This window comes from Alistipes sp. AF14-19 (genome assembly GCF_003461645.1).
Taxonomy (GTDB): domain Bacteria; phylum Bacteroidota; class Bacteroidia; order Bacteroidales; family Rikenellaceae; genus Alistipes; species Alistipes shahii.
This window is the reverse complement of sequence record NZ_QTXM01000001.1, coordinates 380,121-396,976: the sequence shown is the minus strand read 5'-3', so window position 1 is coordinate 396,976 and position 16,856 is coordinate 380,121. Positions and strand designations below refer to the sequence as shown.

The window sequence follows — 16,856 nt, the reverse complement described above, 5'->3', positions numbered from 1 at the left end:
CATGAAATCGTTGCATAAAATCATCTTGTTTGCCCTGCTGCCCCTGATGGGTGCTTGCAGCGGCATGCTCGACATCGAGCCGCATTCGGCGGTCTCCCCGACGGTGGTCGGCTCCGACGACATCGAGGCGCTGCGCATCGGAATGTACAATAAGGTTCAGGAGGGACCTACCTACTACTCCTACATCGCGTTCGACCTCTTCGGCGGTGAGCTGATGACCAGCACGGGCCGCCCGATCGACCTGATCAACTCGCTTTCCAATGCGCTGCATACGTTTGTCAGCAGCCAGTGGAACGGCTACTACAAGGCGCTTTTGCAGGTGAACAACGTCATGTCGATCGCCGAGGGGCTGGCCGACAGCCCCACGCGGAACCGGGTGCTGGGCGAGTGCCGCTATTTCCGGGCGTATATTTACCTCTGTCTGGTGACCCGCTTCGGCGACGTGCCCGTCCTGCGGCAGAACACCCAGGCCAAGGTTTCGCGCGACCCGGCCTCGATGGCCTGGGAACTGGTCGAGGAGGACCTCGACGCGGCTTCGGGCTTCCTGAACGGGTTGAGCGCCGACAGTTTCTACTACGTGTCGCCCGCCGCCGTGACGGCCCTGAAAGCGCGCGTGAAACTCTATCTGGGCAAGAAGGGAGAGGCCAAGGAGCTGGCCGAGAGCCTGATCGCCAATCCGAACTACGCACTCGACGACTTCGACAAGATTTTCCGCTCGAAGGCCAACAAGGAGGTGATCTTCGCCTTCTCGTGCCTGACCGAGGACGGTTCGTCGATCAAGATTTCCAACCAGTTCTACTCCTACAACCACCCCAACAAGGGCAGTTACAACTACCGTCCCGCGGGCGACGTGATGACGATGTACGCCGACAACGACCTGCGCAAGGAGGTGTCGATCACCACGCTCGACAACCTGAACTTCGTCAACAAATACCCCAGCGGGCAGACCGGGTCGGACCCCGTGGTGATTTCGCGTCTGGCCGAAATGTACCTGATCAGCGCCGAGGCGCAGGGGTTGAACGGAGGTCTGGATCGTCTCAACGAACTGCGGGAAAAGCGCGGCCTCGACAGGGTGAGTCCGGGGAACGAAGCCGATTTTCTCGACGCGGTGCTTCAGGAGCGCCGTCTGGAGTTCCTCGCCGAGGGTTTCCGCTGGTACGACCTCGTGCGGACCGGAAAGGCTACGCAGACGCTCGGCACGAAGGACTACCAGTGCCTGATGCCGCTTCCGAGCCGGGAGTTGCTTTACAATCCGAACCTCAAACCGAATAATCCGGGTTATTAGCGGGATTGTCCAATATGCATAAAACGATAAAACGATGAAAACATACAGATATATGATCGGAATGCTGTTGTGCGTGTGGCTGCTTGCTGCGTGCGACAATTCGAATGCTTTCGACGAATACGCCAAGTTCGACACGACCGCCCAGACGGCCTGGGGACAGAGCATCGTCGACGGATCGAACGGGTATGTGGCTCACGTGAAGAGCGACAGGACCTACAACCTGGCCGACGGCGTGGACGTGCTGGAGATGGCATTTCTGGCCGACGACGGACTGGCCATGCAGCTGTTCCTGTTCAAGATCGCCCTGAGCGACAAAATCACCCTGCGCACGACGCTCGCCGACGACAAGAACCAGGTGGGCACCGGCCAGACGATTATGAAGCAGCTCGAGGCGATGCAGAAGAACGGGAAGAAGGTCTTGGGCGGCACGAACGCCGACTTCTTCAATACGACCTACATCCCCTACGGCGTATGTTACCGCGACGGCGTGGCGGTGAAGACTTCGTTCAGCCGTACGGACTGCAACGTCTTCGTGATCACGAAGGACAACGAGGCCTGCTGCTTCACGGAGGAGGAGTACGCTCTTCACAAGGACATCGTCCGCGAAGCAGTCTGCGGCCTCGGCACGCTGCTGCTCAAGAACGGCGAGCAGCTGGACCAGAGCGGCAACACGATGCCGGTGGCGAACATGGAACCGCGTACGGCGATCGGCGTGTCGCAGGACGGCAAGGAGGTCTACCTGATGGTGGTCGACGGCCGTAACTTCTACTATTCGAACGGCGCCGACCTGCTGGACCTGATGAACCTGATGTCGGCCTGCGGAGCCTGCGACGCGCTCAACCTCGACGGCGGCGGCTCGTCGACCTTCATCGCTCGCGACGGCGCGGAGGGCGAACTCAAACTGCTGAACTGGCCGACCGACCAGGGCGGGGTCATGCGCAAGGTGGCGACCGGATTGGCGATTGTTGAACAATAAAAGACGGAACCGATGAAAACGATATTTCAATACCTGCTCCTGACGGCCGCATGCGCGGCGCTGGGAGCCTGCCAGGATTTTAGCGACGATACGGCCTTTACTCCCGAGACGCCCGAACTGTCGTTCGTGGAGACGAGCATCACCGCGGAGAAGGCCACCAAGGACTACGAACTTTCGATCAAATCGAACCTTCCGTGGCGCATCGAATGCGACAAGGACTGGGTGTCGTTCGATCCGTCGTACGGACAGGGCGACGCCACGATCACGGTGACCGTGGCCGCAAACCGTACGCTCGACGAACGCACGGCGACGATCTCGGCCTATGTCATCAAGGGCGAGAACGTCACGCTGCCCGTGACGCAGGCCGCTGCGAGCGCTTCGGACCTGGCGACGCACTACTATGTCAAGACCGACGGCTCGGCCGACAAGGACGGCCTGACATGGGAGACGGCGACCACGCTGGCCAACGCGATCGACCAGGCGATGAACGGCGATGTGATCCATGTGGCTGCGGGTTCCTACGTGCCTTCGGTTCCGCTGACGGGCATGAAGACCGCGCTGGACAACACGTTCGAAATCCACAGCAACTTCTCGATGATCGGCGGCTATCCGGCCGATGCGGCCGAGGGCGCCGTGGCTGATCCCGTGGCGAACGAGACGATTCTGGACGGCGACCACGCCGTATGCCACGTGGTTGCGGTGACGGCGGCCAAGATGAACGGCATGAAGGCTTCGCTCGACGGATTCACGATCAAGAACGGTTCGTCGCAGTTCAGTACGGTGGGCAGCACGACGATAGGCGGCGTGAAGTTCTACCAGAGTTACGGCGCGGGCATTTTCATCGGCAACGCGACGGTGGACATCCTCAACTGCAAGATCGTCGACAATACGGACATCCGCATGGGCGCCATCCGTGTCGACGCCGGAGCCGAGGCGTTGTTCGACAACTGCGTGGTTGCCGACAATGCGACCAAGTCGACGACGACGTACAACTGCGGCGGCCTGTGGGCCGACGGAGCCAAACTGCTGCGGATCAACAACTGTACGTTCAGCAACAACAAGGCGTCGGGCGTAGCTCCCTGTATCTACGTCTTCGGCGACACGGGCGGCAAGACCAATGTGCTGATCAGCAACACCACGATTTCGGGCAACAGCGTCAATCCCGAGCATGCGACCCTAAACGGCGGCGGTATCTACGTCCGCGAAAACGGCAACCTGGTGATCGTCAATTCGACGGTCTGCGGCAACCATTCCGGAAAGGGCGGCGGTATCGCGGTCTACGGCAAGGCGGCCAAGCCGAGCAAGGCGGTGATCGTCAGCTGTACGATTGCCGGCAACACGACGGTGACGGCCGGAAACGGTGCGGGATTGCAGCAGGCTGCCGTCGGAGGGGCCATCGAGGTCTACAATACGCTGATCTCGGGCAATACGACGGACGGCGCGGCCGACGATGTCGCCTGGTTCAAGGACGCCAGCTACAAGGTCGCCAACTCCATTATCGGAGGCACGGTCTACAATGCCGACGGTATGGCTGTCGCAGGCGCGGCGTTCGATCCTGCCTCGATGCTCAGCCCGCTGGGCGACAACGGCGGTGCGACGAAGACCTGCGTGCTGCTCGGCGACGCGAATCCGGCGCGCCAGTACGGCATGTCCGCTTCGGAGCTGAAGATCCTGGGCGAGACGCTCGATCCGGCCTTCGGCGAGGCGGTCAGCGCCATCGACCAGACCGGCGCTTCGCGCACGGGCAAGACGGTGATCGGAGCCGTCGTGAAATAAATCTGTTCACAGGGGGCGTGCTTTCATCGGTGCGCCCCTTTTTTTGTATCTTTGGGGTCGTAACGCCCCTTTTATCTGTCGCGGCGTCCGGCCGCCCCCCCCGCAAGGAGGTGCGGTTTTGCATCGGCCCGACTTTTTTATGATCTTTACAGTTATGAAACTTTACAGAACCGGACTGCTGCTGCTTGCAGTCCTATGCACAATCCCGGTGTTTGCCGGGCAGCCGCCGCGGCTGAAGGTGGGTTCCTCGTCCGGGATTTTCGGCCCGGTGACGAACTGGACCTACGAAACCTTCGCCGAGGCGAAGAGGGCTGGCATCGACGCCATCGAGATCAGCGCGTCGACGCTGTTCCTGAACAAGGAGATGACCGACGATCGGCAGATCGAGGCGCGCTGCCGTCAGCTGAAGCGCGACCTCAAGCGCGCCGGAATCGAAATCTGGTCGGTGCACATGCCTTTCGGCCGCGAGATCGACCTCTCGCAGACGGACGAGGCCGTGCGGCAGCGGAGTGTCGAACTGCACCGCCGCGTGCTGCGCTTCTGCAAGATCCTGTCGCCGCGGATCGTGCTGTTCCACCCGAGCTGGTATCTCGGGCACGGGGAGCGCGACGCGCGGATCGCGCAGCTGGTGCGCTCGGTCGGGGAGCTGCTTCCCGATGCGAAGAAGATCGGCGCCCGGGTGGTGATCGAGAACATGCTGGGCTACGAACTGGTCAAGGACGGGAACTACGAACGCCCGCTGGGCCGTACGGTCGAAGAGGTGCTGCACATCATGTCGCTCGTGCCCCGGGAGGTGGACGCCGCGGTCGACACCAACCACATCGACAATCCCGAACTGCTGATCAGTGCGCTCGGACGCCGGGTGAGGACGATTCACGTCAGCGACGGCGACGGCCGCAGCGAGTGTCACGAACTGCCGGGCCAGGGCCGGGGCGACAACGACTGGACGGCGATCCTGAAGGCCCTGTACGAGGATGCGCACTACCGGGGCGTCTTCATGTACGAGGTGAAGAAGGCGGAGTTCCCGCAGTTGAAGGCTTGTTACGACCGGTTGTACGAACAGTACGTGCAGTCGAAGCAATAAGGACGGTCGGGTTAAATGAGAACGCGGTTTGATGCAATTTCATCAAACCGCGTTCTTTGATTCCGGGCCGCTGGCCGGTCACCTGCGGACCACGATGCAGTTGGGGACCCCGCGCTCGCCCTCGTGGTCGAAGCGGCGGTTGTCGTAGGGATGGTTGAGGACGCCTTCCTGCGCCGTCCAGAGCGTCGAGGAGCCGCCGCCGTCGAGGTTCAGCGCCTCGGTAAGACCCAGCTGGCGTGCGATGTAGGCTGTTTCGGCGATGGTCGCGCCGTCGCCCTGGCCTTTGAAACGCCCGTCGATCACGGCCATCACCACCGTGCCGTCGGCCCGTTTGCCGATCAGCGTCCGGGGATGGCGGCGCGTGTAGAAACTGCTCCCGGAGGTGTATTCGACCACCTTGCCGCCGTCGATCAGCACCGGGCCTGCGGCCAGCGCCGAGCGGTAGCGGCGCGCCACGTCGGCATACTGCGTCGTGTCGCACGGGAAGATCTCCATCCGGCGGCCCTTGCGGTCCTTGAAGGCGATGACGCCGTTGGTGCGGAATGCCTCCTCGGGGGTGGTGCGTCCCACGATCTTCCTGTCGAGCAGGACGAAGGTGACCGGTTCGAAGGTTTTGACGTTGAAGTAGCTGCCGTTGACGGCGATCTCCGCGCCGGCGGCCTTCCCCAGATCGCTCGTGGACTCGGCCCTGCGATCGAGGTGGACGATCGAGGTGGTGAACCTGCGTCCGGGGTAGGTGGCGACGGAGATGCTCTGCCGCGACCCGAACATGTCGATCTGGGCGTAGCGGCATTCGGCGCCGCCGCCGAGGTCGGCCGTGCGCCATTGGGCGGTGGCGAATGCAATCGAGTCGCGGGGTGTCTGCGCCGCGGCGCTGGAGGAAAAGAGGAGCAGCAAGGCTCCCGTCAGAATTTTGTTCATGGTTCGGATAAACGGGTTAGTAGCCACAAATTTACGCATTTAGCACGGATTTAGCAAGCGTCGGAGCCGCTATTTTCGGGGAAAAACGGACGCCGGACCCTCCCGGAAACGAAAGCGCCCCCGGAAGTCCGGAGGCGCTGGCTTTTCGGGGCGGAAAAGCTGTTTACTGCTTGGCCTTGGTGTAGACCGTGCCCGTGCCCTCGATCGTGAGGGTGTAGTTCCCGTCGGCCGTTTTGGCGATCATGCCCGTCTGGGTGAAGTCGATGGTCTGGCCGTTGCCGAGGCTCTGGCCCTTGAGCAGGATTTTGTCCGCCTCGCCTTGAAGTTCCCACGAGGTGTAGACCAGCGTCGCCATGTTGATCGACCTGGCTGCGCCTTCGACCATGATCTCGACGCCCATGACGCCTTCGGGAGCAATCGGGTCGGGCATCGTCCATTTGCCGACGGCTTCGGCGTAGGTGGGATCGGTCGCAATCTTCGTGGCGGCGGTTCCGTCCTTCAGCTTGCCCGTGTAGTCTACGGTGACGGGGGCGCCGAGCAGCAGGCCGTTGGCGTCGCTCTTGTCGGCGTCCGTGGTCGCGAAGGTGCAGGTGCTCTCGTCGGTCAGCGCACGGACGGTGACGGTGTTCATCGAGGCGTCGGTGATGAATCCCGAGAAGGTTTTGGGGCTGTTGTCGGCACAGGCCGTCAGGCCGGCGAAAGTCAGTGCGGCGATCAGGGATTTGATGTTGTTCATGGTGTCGGATTTATCGGATTTGCATGTTGCAGCTAATATACGGAACTCTCGCTTAATGTGTGCCGTTTGCACGTGATTTTACATATTCGTCGATGGCTTTGGCCGCGGTGCGTCCCGCGCCCATGGCCAGGATGACCGTCGCGGCGCCCGTCACGGCGTCGCCGCCCGCGAAGACGCCCGGACGGGTCGTCGCGCCGCGCTCGTCGGCCGTGATGCAGCCGCGGCGGGTGGTTTCCAGACCGGCGGTCGTGGCGGCCAGCAGCGGATTGGGCGAGGTTCCCAGCGCCATGATCACCACGTCGCATTCGATTTCGAACTCCGAGCCCTCCTTTACCACCGGCGAGCGGCGGCCGCTTTCGTCGGGTTCGCCCAGCTCCATCTCCACGCACCGCAGACCCGTCACCCAGCCTTTTTCGTCGCCGAGGACTGCGGTGGGGTTGGTCAGCATGCGGAAGCGGATGCCCTCCTCCTTGGCGTGGTGGACCTCCTCGACGCGCGCCGGAAGCTCTTTTTCCGAACGGCGGTAGACGATCGTGGCCTCGGCGCCCAGCCGTTTGGCCGTGCGCACGGCGTCCATCGCCACGTTGCCGCCGCCTACGACCACGACGCGCTGTCCGACGTAGATCGGGGTGTCGTACGCCTTGTCGTAGGCATGCATCAGGTTGGCCCGCGTGAGGAACTCGTTGGCCGAAACCACGCCGTTGAGGTTCTCGCCCGGGATGCCCATGAAGCGGGGCAGCCCGGCGCCCGAGCCGATGAATACGGCGTCATAGCCTTCGTCGTCCAGCAGCGAGTCGATCGTCACGGTGCGGCCCACGATCACGTCGGTCTCGATCCCGACGCCCAGCCGTTCGACCTGGGCGATCTCGCGCGCCACGATCCGCTCCTTCGGGAGGCGGAATTCGGGAATGCCGTAAACCAGCACGCCGCCCACCTTGTGCAGCGCCTCGAAAATCTTCACTTCGTAGCCCATGCGGGCCAGGTCGCTGGCGCAGGCCAGCCCGGCCGGGCCGCTGCCGATGACGGCGACCTTGCGGCCGTTGCGCACGGCGGCAGGCTGCACGGGGGCGCCGTGTTCGAGTTTCCAGTCGCCGACGAAGCGTTCGAGCTTGCCCACGGCGACCGGTTCGCTCTTGATGCCCAGGATGCACGAGCCTTCGCACTGGCTCTCCTGCGGGCAGACGCGGCCGCAGATCGACGGCAGCGAACTGTCCTCGGAGATGATGTCGGCTGCCTCCTGCAACCGCCCTTCGTGCAGGGCGGCGATGAAGTCGGGGATGCGGATGCCTACGGGGCAGGCCGCCACGCAGCGGGGATTCTTGCAGCGCAGGCAGCGCGAAGCTTCGAGTGTGGCCTCTTCGAGGTCGTAGCCGTAGCAGACCTCCTCGAAATTGGTCGCACGGATCGCCGGGTCCTGTTCGCGCACCGGCACGCGGGGTATTTTGTTTGCCATGTGATAGCAGATGAAAGGTTAAAAGTGAAAAGTGAAAAGTGAAAGGTGAAAGGTGAAAAGTGGGAAGTTCTATGCGGGAGATAATTATATATTCTGCATGGTCTCCGTCGCTGAAATGCCTTTCACCTTTCTACTTGTCCAATCCGATCTTACATACGTGTCCGGCCTCGCGCTCGGCCTCGATCGCCGCGGCGCGCTGCTCCTGGGTGCGGTACATGCCCTGCCGGCGCATCGCCTCGTCGAAATCGACCTCGTGGGCGTCGAACTCCGGGCCGTCGACGCACGTGAAGCGCGTCCGGCCGCCGACCGTCACGCGGCAGGCGCCGCACATGCCCGTGCCGTCGACCATCAGCGCATTGAGCGACACGGTGGTTTTCAGCGCGTACTTCTTCGTGGTGAGGGCCACGAACTTCATCATAATCATCGGGCCGATGGCCACGCATTCGTCGTAGTGTCTGCCCTCTTTTTCGATCAGTTCCCCGATCAGCGCCGTCACGAGTCCCTTGAAACCCTCCGAACCGTCGTCGGTGGCGATATGGAGGTTTTCGGCTACGGCGCGCATGGCGTCGGTGTAGATCAGCATGTCGCGTGTCTTGGCGCCGATGATGACGTCGGCCTTCACGCCGTGTTCCCGGAGCCATTTGACCTGCGGGTAGACCGGGGCCGTGCCCACGCCGCCCGCCACGAAGAGGTAGCGGCGTGGGCGCAGCTCTTCGACGGGCATTTTGACGAATTCCGAAGGGTGGCCCAGCGGACCTGCGAAGTCGGCGAGGGCATCGCCCTCGTTCAGTGCGCAGATTTTGCGCGTCGAGGCGCCGATGGCCTGCGTGACGATGGTCACGCTGCCCTCCGCAGCGTCGAAATCGGAGATCGTGAGCGGAATGCGCTCGCCGTGTTCGTCGGCGCGCACGATGACGAATTGTCCGGGCTGCGCCGAGCGGGCCACGCGCGGTGCGAGGACCTTCATCAGCCAGATGCCCTCTGCGAGGAGTCTTTTTTCAAGAATGGGGTACATTATATCCGTTGTGTGTTTGTGTGTCACTCTTCGATGATTGCCGTCACCCGGATGCGCCGCATGGGCCGCACGGGGTCGTTGGTCACCACCACGAGGTGTTCGGTCACGATGCCGTAGTCCTGCGTCCGGGGATCGAGCAGAATTTCGCAGCGCAGCGAATCTCCGGGGGCGATTTTCTGCCCCGGGGCGAGTGTCGTGGCCACGTGTCCCTCGCCTTCGACGGCCCGCACGATCAGCTCCGCGCCGCCCGCGTTCGAAAGCGTAAAGTGCTTTTTCCGGACTGGTCCCGCATGTTTGACCGGTCCAAATTTAAGGATATTTTCCGAAAAATCGGCTTTCGGGGCGTTTTGTGTTGCATCCGCGGGCTGCGGATCGACGCCGATGCCGTGGGTGACGAGCGTCGTGCCGTTGCTCCGTCCGTCGATCAGGACCTCCAGCGCGTCGCGCACGGTCCCGTAGCGGGGTTTGTCGGCGGGGATGAGGTAGGTGAAGTTGATTTCACCCCGTTCGCCCGGCGCGATCTGTTTCGGATAGTTGGTCCGAAGCGCTCCGCTCGTGGTTTCGGGCCGCAGTTCGAGGCGGACCGGGCGTTTCGAGGTGTTCGCGTAGCCGATCGCCGCCTGCACCTGCCGCCCCGGATAAATATAGGAGAAGGCGTTGAGCGTCGAGGCCAGCCGCAGCCCTCCGCCGGCATCGACGGGGTAGAGCTCCTCGACGGTTTTCTGCCGCGGGATGACGCTCCCCTGCACGGTGAGCGTGGCGATTTTCCGCTTCTCCGAAGAGTAGACCCACAGCTCCTTGGTGAATGAGCCGGGGCGGTTGGCGGGGTCGTAGGTGACGGTGATCTGCGTCTTTTCGCCCGGAAGGATCGGTTTCTTCGAGAAATCGGGGACCGTGCAGCCGCAGGTGGTCACCACGTCGAGGATCACCAGAGGGCTGTCGCCGCGGTTGACACCCGTGAACGTGTGGCTGACGCGGCCGTCGGTTTCGCGGATCGTGCCGAAGTCCCACGTATCGGGCCGAAAAGACAGATGTTCCTGCGCCGAGGCCGTTAAGGCGCATAGCGTCAAGAGAATAAGGAAAATAACGCGATTCGGGATCATTTCTTTATGATTTGTGCGACATGCAAAGATACTTTTTTTGCGAAAAAATCGTGCAATAATTTTGCGGGAATGAAAAATTGCTATATATTTGCACTCCGAAACGACGGGATAACCCGTTTCGAAATGCCTGAATAGCTCAGTTGGTTAGAGCACATGACTGTTAATCATGGGGTCCTAGGTTCAAGTCCTTGTTCAGGCGCAGATGCGCGAGGGTTGCGTAAAGGTTCTTTCAAAAAACGCCTGCAAGGGGTCGTCCGTAAAAGGGTGGTCCGGAGGGTGATCGGAAGATTGCCTTTGCAGTCCCAAGCCATTTTTAGGGGAGCTTAGCTCAGCTGGTTCAGAGCGTCTGCCTTACAAGCAGAGGGTCGGGGGTTCGAATCCCTCAGCTCCCACAACTGAAAATCAACGACTTACAGCAATGTAGGTCGTTTTTCTTTTGTGTGCCTCCGTGGTCGGTTTACACGTTTTTTGCCCGTTTGTGTTAACCAATGTGTCAACCGAAATGACGCATGAAAGCAAACATTGAGGTCATTTGTTACAAGTACAAACCTCTCAAAGACGGAACGCTTCCTTTAATGCTCCGAGTTACGAAAGACCGCAAACGCAAATACGTTTCGCTCGGCCTTTCCCTGCACGAAAAATTTTGGGATTTCGAGAAAAGCAAGCCCAAACGGAATTGTCCCAACAAGGAGCAAATCGAACGGCTGATAGCCGCAAAAACGGCGGAATACAACGATTTGATTGTCGAAATGACCTCCCAGCAACGTGAATACACGGTGGAAACGCTCGTGTCCCATTTTCATAACCAAGTCCGTTGCGCTACGGTGGTTGAATTGTACGATAAACTGATTGACGACATGAAACGCGGCGGTAAACTCGGCAATGCAGGCGTTTACAAATACTCCCGTACATCGTTGCTGAAATTCACGGGGCAGCGGTTGCAAATCCCGTTCAGCGACATTGACGCCGTGTGGTTGCGTCGTTACGAGAATTGGTTACGGACGAGCGGTTGCGGTGATACGACCATCAGCCAACTCTTTCGGACGTTGCGTAGCGTGTTCAACAAGGCGGTAGAATTGCAGTTGGTGAAACGGGATTATTACCCGTTCGATGCCTATAAAGTCAGCAAATTCGATACGCGGACGAAGAAACGGGCCATTGCGAAAGAGGACGTGCGCAAGGTTATTGCACTCGATTTGTCGCAAGGCTATCCCTCCGAACGATTAGCACGGGATATTTTCGTGTTCAGCTATTTCGGAGCAGGGATTAACTTTGCAGACATCGCCCTGCTGAAATACGGGAATGTACGGGACGGTCGGGTGCAATACGTTCGCAAGAAAACGGGCAAACCTATCAATTTTCTGCTGACGGAAGAAATGCGGAATATCATTGTCAAATACCAGCGACAAGGACAGACTTGGACGAGGGGGCTATTTTAATACCCTGCGACCAAGTTTGTCCTTTGATTTACCGAAAGAGGAGACATCTTTCGGCTTATTCTTTATAATTCAATCTGCAACAGTTCCGAGAAATCGGAAAGATGTTTTGCTTTTTAGTTTGTCTTGTCTATCTTTGTGGGACATACGACAAACACGGAAAGTGTAAGTTTATTCCTTTAGAGTGAACGTAGGAAATTCAATCTGAAGAAGGAGTAGGCCGACATCTTCTCGCGTCATATCCATTCGTGGATATAGGCGTGGGGCTGTTGCTTATTTTATCTTCAAGGTTTCCTACGACCTACTCTAATAAGATAAGTTTTCGGCACCACGCTTTCTGTTTTCCTTAAATCCAAAAATTAACCGTCGCGATGGTGCGTAGCGACAAACTAAACTTATTACAACTATGAAAAAGTTGTTTTTATTGGTGGCCGCTATGTTTGCGGCAGTTTCATTCTCGGCATGCTCCGATGATGATGACAACAAAATTGACCCAAATCAAATTGCAGGAACGTGGCAAATTACACGTGAGGTCGGTTATGAAATTGTACCAGGAGAGGGCAAAATGGAAAAGGATATTACATATCCGATTGACGATGTAAATGATGATTACGGTTTTTATTTCACCTATACGTTTAATGAAAATGGAACGGGGAGATATAAAAGCTACTATTATTATGACAATAATAGATTGGATAGTAATTGGTCTATTGAATACACGATTTCTAATAACCAATTATTGATGTATGAAGAACCTGAAGAAGGCAATCCGACATCTGTGTATAACATTAAAGAATTAACAAAAAGCAAACTTGTCCTTTTATACAAAGTAGACGATAGCGACGGCTATAAAGCAGAAATAACCACTACTTTTAAAAAAATCTGATTCATATTCCCAAATTGAAAGGACAGACTTGTGCAAAAGGGTTAACTTTTAGACTCTCTGCACAAGTTTGTCCTTTCTATTTTACTTGCATAAGTCATAAATTTCCCTATATTTATATCATAATCAAAGATTTAATGACAACGTAAATTTTAGCTAAAATGTATAAAACACCAAAAACCGAATGACGGCAGGGTAGTGATGAACGGCGCATGATGATTTGAAAAGTCGTTGCCTATGATAACTTTTGCGGGATGTGCCTGATGTTTTAGGTATATTCTACCTGATGATACAGATAAGGATATACGAACCTTTTAGCGCAGAGGGCGTATAACCAATATCCTTGGATGGGGACACGATAAGGTAAACCTATTCGAATTACATATAAAAAGCGATACGGTTATTATCCGCTATACGACAACAGAGGGCAAGCAAAGAGATTTCAAATTCCCGTTGGCAGGGTTTAAGGAGAAATATTTGGAGCAATTCGTGTAAGGACCAACATTAAGATTCTTTAAAGTTTTTTAAGTATTTTAAAGAATTTTATTACATTTGTACATGCAAAAATTATATGAGATATGATAGAATCTCCTCCGAAAATACGCAAAGAAGATTTCGATAAAGCGCTCCGTCTGAGTTGTGATCCGAAAATTGCCGATGTGGTAAACGAGATCAATAGGCAGTACCAATATTGGACAGAGATTAAATATAAACATCTTCCAGACAAAGTGCTCGCACAAGATGTATGGGCTTGCGTTAAGTTGTCACGTATGTTTGCCAAAACATTGGAAATAGGCAATTATCGGTTCAAATTATATGTGACAGACCACATGCAGCAGTTGTGCCATGAATTTGACATGAATCTGGGCGGGTATTTGGGGACACAAAGTTTTATCCCCGAAGCAGATAAGAATCGTTATCTGATTAGTTCCAATATGGAGGAAGCAATTGCTTCCAGTCAAATGGAAGGAGCAGCTACGACTCGAAAAATTGCAAAAGATATGTTGCGGAAATCTATTTCTCCACGGACGCGGGGGGAACAGATGATTCATAACAATTATGAAACGATCCGTTTCATTCTTCAGCACAAAGACGAGGAATTTACGAAAGAGACATTATTGCATATTCACCAACTGATGACTTATAGGACATTGGATGATAGCAATGATGAAGGTCGATTCCGTACAGACAATAATGTGGTCGTTGAAGACGGGATTACTCACGAAACAATTCACACTCCGCCCGATTGCTGCGAGATTGAGGGACTGATTGACAGCATATGTAGACTTTTTAATGATGATGATTTTAATGGTGTATTCATTCATCCCATTGTTAAGGGAATCATAATTCATTTTTTAATCGCATTCATTCATCCATTCGTAGATGGAAATGGGCGTACTGCCCGTGCCATATTCTACTGGTATATGCTTCGTAAAGGATATTGGCTGACAGAATATCTCTCTATTTCTCGTATAATCAGTCGAAGTAAACGACAATACGAAAAAGCCTATTTATATACGGAATGCGACGGAAACGATTTAGGTTATTTTGTAGCTTACCATTTACGGGCGGTTAGTTTAGCTTATAATGAACTTCGGCAATATATTCAACGAAAAATAGATGACCAACAACAAACTTCTGATTTTTTGAAATTGGGTAATATAAACGCTCGCCAAGCTCAAATTATCAAATGGTATAACGACTCTCCTAATCTTTCATTCTCTGTTAAGGAAATTCAGACGCGCATGAATGTATCTTATCCGACGGCAAAAGGGGATTTAGAGGGACTGGTAAAACTTGGCTATGTCGACATTATACCTGTGAACAAAGTAAAAAGCATATATGCAAGGAGTATGAAATTTAAAGAGTTGGTAGATTAAACATTAAAATCCTTTAAATTTCTTTGAATTTTTTAAAGAATTTTACAGAAACAAAAGCAAAACAACATTCTTAAAAGGAGGGAACAGGGGAAAGGGTAAGATTTTCCCGCGCGTTTTTCTCGACTGATACGAGGACAGACTTTGCGAAAGGGGTATATTTATAGGCCCCTTTGTAAAGTTTGTCCTCTCTTATTCAAATATAAGATTATCAACTAATTCACTATTGTTTAACCAGCATTGGCTTTATGCAAATGTGTAAACCAGCGTGTCAACCGAATGAACTGCCAGCGAAAAAAGATTTCCCAAAATGAAGCGAGGACTTGCAGGAATGATTTATTTATCATACATTTGCACTCGCAATTCAGCAAAAGGGGAGCTTAGCTCAGCTGGTTCAGAGCGTCTGCCTTACAAGCAGAGGGTCGGGGGTTCGAATCCCTCAGCTCCCACGACAGAGACCATCCAAAACAGGATGGTTTTTTATGCCGGGAGCATAGCTCAGTTGGTTTAGAGCGCCTGCTCGACAAGCAGGAGGTCAGCGGTTCAAATCCGCTTGTTCCCACAAGCAGAAAAGCCTTTCGGATTCGTTTCGGAAGGCTTTTCTGTCGACATTGCGGCAATGCCGCTCAAGAAAAAGACGGATACGCAGGTATCCGTCTTTTATTTATTATGAAACAGGGCCGTGCTATTTGCCGGTCGCCTGTTCGCGGCTGTTGCCGGGGTAGACTCTCACCAGAACGACGCCGTGAGGCGCAACGGCGGTTTCGAACTTGTCGGTGCACTCCGTGAGGTCCTTCTGCCGCCACAGGTCGCGCACGGTCTGCCTGCCGCGCAGACCCAGCATGCGGAGCGTGAAGTTCATCTTCACGGTCTGCCAGCCCCGGTTGAAAAGCCCGACGGCCATCGAGCCGTCTTCGAGGTGCTTGGCGTAGATCACCTGGTCGCCCTGCTGCCAGACGGGAACGGCCTGCAGGCCCAGCGGGTCCTGGTTGACGTCGATCACTTCGTCGTTGGTCAGCAGGCTCCGTGTGAAGTCGTCCATCTGCGCCATGTCGCAGCCGATCAGCAGCGGCGCGGCCAGCAGCGACCAGAGGCTGATGTGCGTATACTGCTCGTCGGCCGTGAGCTGCGTGTAGTGGAGTTTCGGGCCCCAGCCCACCATGCCTATGACCAGCATGTCGGGGTCGGCCCAGTGACCCGGGCGGTTGAAGGGCAGCCAGCGGTCCTGGCTGAACCCGATGCTGCTGATGCTCTCCCACGTGTCGCGGATGTCGCCCGTCGTGCGCCAGCAGTTGGAGTACCGCATCCACTGCGGGGCGTCGCCGTAGGGTGCGCTGTTCGAGAGGCTGTAAACGACGTCGCGGTCGAGCGTCCGAAGGGCGTCGTGCATCTCCTTGACGTGGTAATAGTCGAGCGGATTCCAGTCGTACTTGAGGTAGTCGATACCCCATTCGCCCCATTGCTTCACGTCGGCCTCCACGAAGGAGTAAGGGCCGAGGTGCCAGACTTCGGTCCGGTCCTTCCAGTAGTTGCCGCCCTCTTTCTGATAACGGTAATGCTCGTTGTGCCGGCCTTTTTTGATCCACTCGTTGACGCCGTCGGGGTTGTCCGAGTAGCTGCCGATATGCGCGGCATAGGTCCCGATCCACGGCGTGGAGTAGATGCCCACCCGCAGGCCCATGTCGTGAATCTCGCGTACAAGGCCCTTCATGTCGGGGAATTTCGTGTTCGGCTGGATCGCGTTGTGTTTGCCGCCGCGTTTGCCCTGCCATCCGTCGTCGATGTTGATGTAGGACCAGCCGTGGTCGGCGAGTCCGCTTTCGACCATCGCGCGCGCCGACGAGAGCACCTGCTCCTGCGTGACGTCGCGCGCCCAGCAGTTCCAGCTGTTCCAGCCCATCGGCGGAGTGAGTGCGATTTCGTCGCCCACGACGATCTTCAGATTACGCTCGCAGCTGCCCGACGCATTTGCGGCTTTCAGGTGCACGGTATATTCGCCCGGAGCGGTTACGCGTCCCGTGATCCGTCCGGTTTCGGGGTCGAGTTTCAGCCCTTTGGGAAGCCCCTCGGCCGAGAAAGTCATCGGACGGACGCCCGTCGCGGCGATCGTGTAGAGGAATTCCGAACCCGGGCGGACGCCGAAGACGCGGGCGCCGTTGATGCGCGGGGTGTCGGCGGGTTTCGGGGTCAGGATGTATTTCGACATGTCGGGCGCGCTTTGCGCCGCAGCCTGCCCGGCCGCCGCCCCGCCGCAGAGTGCGGTCAGGGCGAGGGTCGTCAGGTAAAGCAGAATCGGTTTTTTCATCGGTTC

General features: G+C 56.5%; 13 protein-coding genes and 4 tRNA genes. 11 read left to right on the top strand and 6 right to left on the bottom strand.

Going from position 1 to position 16,856, the window contains the following annotated elements; translation table 11 throughout:
* Position 1 precedes the first annotated feature (1 nt).
* From DWW03_RS01715 to DWW03_RS01700, 4 genes are all read left to right on the top strand, one after another.
* Entirely contained in the window at positions 2 to 1,285 is a 1,284-nt protein-coding gene (locus tag DWW03_RS01715; protein WP_015547420.1) for a RagB/SusD family nutrient uptake outer membrane protein, read from the top strand.
* Between the two features lie 34 nt (positions 1,286 to 1,319).
* A complete protein-coding gene (locus DWW03_RS01710) occupies positions 1,320 to 2,261 on the top strand; it encodes a phosphodiester glycosidase family protein (RefSeq protein ID WP_118406177.1) in 942 nt (313 codons plus the stop codon).
* 12 nt (positions 2,262 to 2,273) lie between these two features.
* A complete protein-coding gene (locus DWW03_RS01705; RefSeq protein ID WP_022061776.1) occupies positions 2,274 to 4,037 on the top strand; it encodes a BACON domain-containing protein in 1,764 nt (587 codons plus the stop codon).
* Positions 4,038 to 4,191: 154 nt separating this feature from the next.
* Positions 4,192 to 5,121, top strand: coding sequence for a sugar phosphate isomerase/epimerase family protein (locus DWW03_RS01700; RefSeq protein WP_022061777.1), 930 nt, complete (start codon positions 4,192 to 4,194; stop codon positions 5,119 to 5,121).
* A 78-nt stretch (positions 5,122 to 5,199) separates the two neighbouring features.
* Here DWW03_RS01700 and DWW03_RS01695 read toward each other — a convergent pair whose 3' ends face one another.
* The 5 genes from DWW03_RS01695 to DWW03_RS01675 all read right to left on the bottom strand — a co-directional run bounded on the left by DWW03_RS01695 (position 5,200) and on the right by DWW03_RS01675 (position 10,349).
* Positions 5,200 to 6,042 (bottom strand): phosphodiester glycosidase family protein, encoded by an 843-nt coding sequence (locus DWW03_RS01695; protein WP_015547423.1) that lies wholly within the window; start codon positions 6,040 to 6,042, stop codon positions 5,200 to 5,202.
* Between the two features lie 163 nt (positions 6,043 to 6,205).
* A complete protein-coding gene (locus DWW03_RS01690) occupies positions 6,206 to 6,778 on the bottom strand; it encodes a lipocalin family protein (RefSeq protein WP_022061778.1) in 573 nt (190 codons plus the stop codon).
* 52 nt (positions 6,779 to 6,830) lie between these two features.
* A complete protein-coding gene (gltA, locus tag DWW03_RS01685) occupies positions 6,831 to 8,231 on the bottom strand; it encodes an NADPH-dependent glutamate synthase (protein ID WP_118406175.1) in 1,401 nt (466 codons plus the stop codon).
* A 130-nt stretch (positions 8,232 to 8,361) separates the two neighbouring features.
* Positions 8,362 to 9,246, bottom strand: a complete 885-nt coding sequence (locus DWW03_RS01680; protein ID WP_118406174.1) for a sulfide/dihydroorotate dehydrogenase-like FAD/NAD-binding protein — start codon at positions 9,244 to 9,246, stop codon at positions 8,362 to 8,364.
* A gap of 23 nt (positions 9,247 to 9,269) precedes the next feature.
* The gene (locus DWW03_RS01675; RefSeq protein ID WP_118406173.1) at positions 9,270 to 10,349 is read right to left on the bottom strand and encodes a DUF1573 domain-containing protein; all 1,080 of its coding nucleotides are present in this window, start codon (positions 10,347 to 10,349) and stop codon (positions 9,270 to 9,272) included.
* Between the two features lie 125 nt (positions 10,350 to 10,474).
* On the opposite strand from DWW03_RS01675, the gene DWW03_RS01670 reads away from it, so the two are divergent.
* From DWW03_RS01670 to DWW03_RS01640, 7 genes are all read left to right on the top strand, one after another.
* Positions 10,475 to 10,548: transfer RNA gene (locus DWW03_RS01670), tRNA-Asn, on the top strand.
* Between the two features lie 118 nt (positions 10,549 to 10,666).
* Positions 10,667 to 10,741, top strand: a tRNA-Val gene (locus DWW03_RS01665).
* Positions 10,742 to 10,858: 117 nt separating this feature from the next.
* The gene (locus tag DWW03_RS01660) at positions 10,859 to 11,788 is read left to right on the top strand and encodes a site-specific integrase (RefSeq protein ID WP_229094737.1); all 930 of its coding nucleotides are present in this window, start codon (positions 10,859 to 10,861) and stop codon (positions 11,786 to 11,788) included.
* 403 nt (positions 11,789 to 12,191) lie between these two features.
* Positions 12,192 to 12,671 (top strand): lipocalin family protein, encoded by a 480-nt coding sequence (locus tag DWW03_RS01655; protein ID WP_118406172.1) that lies wholly within the window; start codon positions 12,192 to 12,194, stop codon positions 12,669 to 12,671.
* A 575-nt stretch (positions 12,672 to 13,246) separates the two neighbouring features.
* Positions 13,247 to 14,548: a Fic family protein gene (locus DWW03_RS01650; RefSeq protein ID WP_118406171.1), complete on the top strand. Its 1,302-nt coding sequence runs from the start codon at positions 13,247 to 13,249 to the stop codon at positions 14,546 to 14,548.
* A 371-nt stretch (positions 14,549 to 14,919) separates the two neighbouring features.
* Positions 14,920 to 14,994: transfer RNA gene (locus DWW03_RS01645), tRNA-Val, on the top strand.
* 38 nt (positions 14,995 to 15,032) lie between these two features.
* Positions 15,033 to 15,107, top strand: a tRNA-Val gene (locus tag DWW03_RS01640).
* Between the two features lie 123 nt (positions 15,108 to 15,230).
* Here DWW03_RS01640 and DWW03_RS01635 read toward each other — a convergent pair.
* Positions 15,231 to 16,850 (bottom strand): putative Ig domain-containing protein, encoded by a 1,620-nt coding sequence (locus DWW03_RS01635; RefSeq protein WP_118406225.1) that lies wholly within the window; start codon positions 16,848 to 16,850, stop codon positions 15,231 to 15,233.
* Positions 16,851 to 16,856 lie beyond the last annotated feature (6 nt).

Bases quoted from the DNA above. Each gene is read 5' to 3' on its own strand.
- DWW03_RS01715 (WP_015547420.1), top strand. From the start codon at position 2: ATGAAATCGTTGCATAAAATCATCTTGTTTGCCCTGCTGCCCCTGATG.
- DWW03_RS01710 (WP_118406177.1), top strand. From the start codon at position 1,320: ATGAAAACATACAGATATATGATCGGAATGCTGTTGTGCGTGTGGCTG.
- DWW03_RS01705 (WP_022061776.1), top strand. From the start codon at position 2,274: ATGAAAACGATATTTCAATACCTGCTCCTGACGGCCGCATGCGCGGCG.
- DWW03_RS01700 (WP_022061777.1), top strand. From the start codon at position 4,192: ATGAAACTTTACAGAACCGGACTGCTGCTGCTTGCAGTCCTATGCACA.
- DWW03_RS01695 (WP_015547423.1), bottom strand. From the start codon at position 6,042: ATGAACAAAATTCTGACGGGAGCCTTGCTGCTCCTCTTTTCCTCCAGC.
- DWW03_RS01690 (WP_022061778.1), bottom strand. From the start codon at position 6,778: ATGAACAACATCAAATCCCTGATCGCCGCACTGACTTTCGCCGGCCTG.
- gltA (WP_118406175.1), bottom strand. From the start codon at position 8,231: ATGGCAAACAAAATACCCCGCGTGCCGGTGCGCGAACAGGACCCGGCG.
- DWW03_RS01680 (WP_118406174.1), bottom strand. From the start codon at position 9,246: ATGTACCCCATTCTTGAAAAAAGACTCCTCGCAGAGGGCATCTGGCTG.
- DWW03_RS01675 (WP_118406173.1), bottom strand. From the start codon at position 10,349: ATGATCCCGAATCGCGTTATTTTCCTTATTCTCTTGACGCTATGCGCC.
- DWW03_RS01660 (WP_229094737.1), top strand. From the start codon at position 10,859: ATGAAAGCAAACATTGAGGTCATTTGTTACAAGTACAAACCTCTCAAA.
- DWW03_RS01655 (WP_118406172.1), top strand. From the start codon at position 12,192: ATGAAAAAGTTGTTTTTATTGGTGGCCGCTATGTTTGCGGCAGTTTCA.
- DWW03_RS01650 (WP_118406171.1), top strand. From the start codon at position 13,247: ATGATAGAATCTCCTCCGAAAATACGCAAAGAAGATTTCGATAAAGCG.
- DWW03_RS01635 (WP_118406225.1), bottom strand. From the start codon at position 16,850: ATGAAAAAACCGATTCTGCTTTACCTGACGACCCTCGCCCTGACCGCA.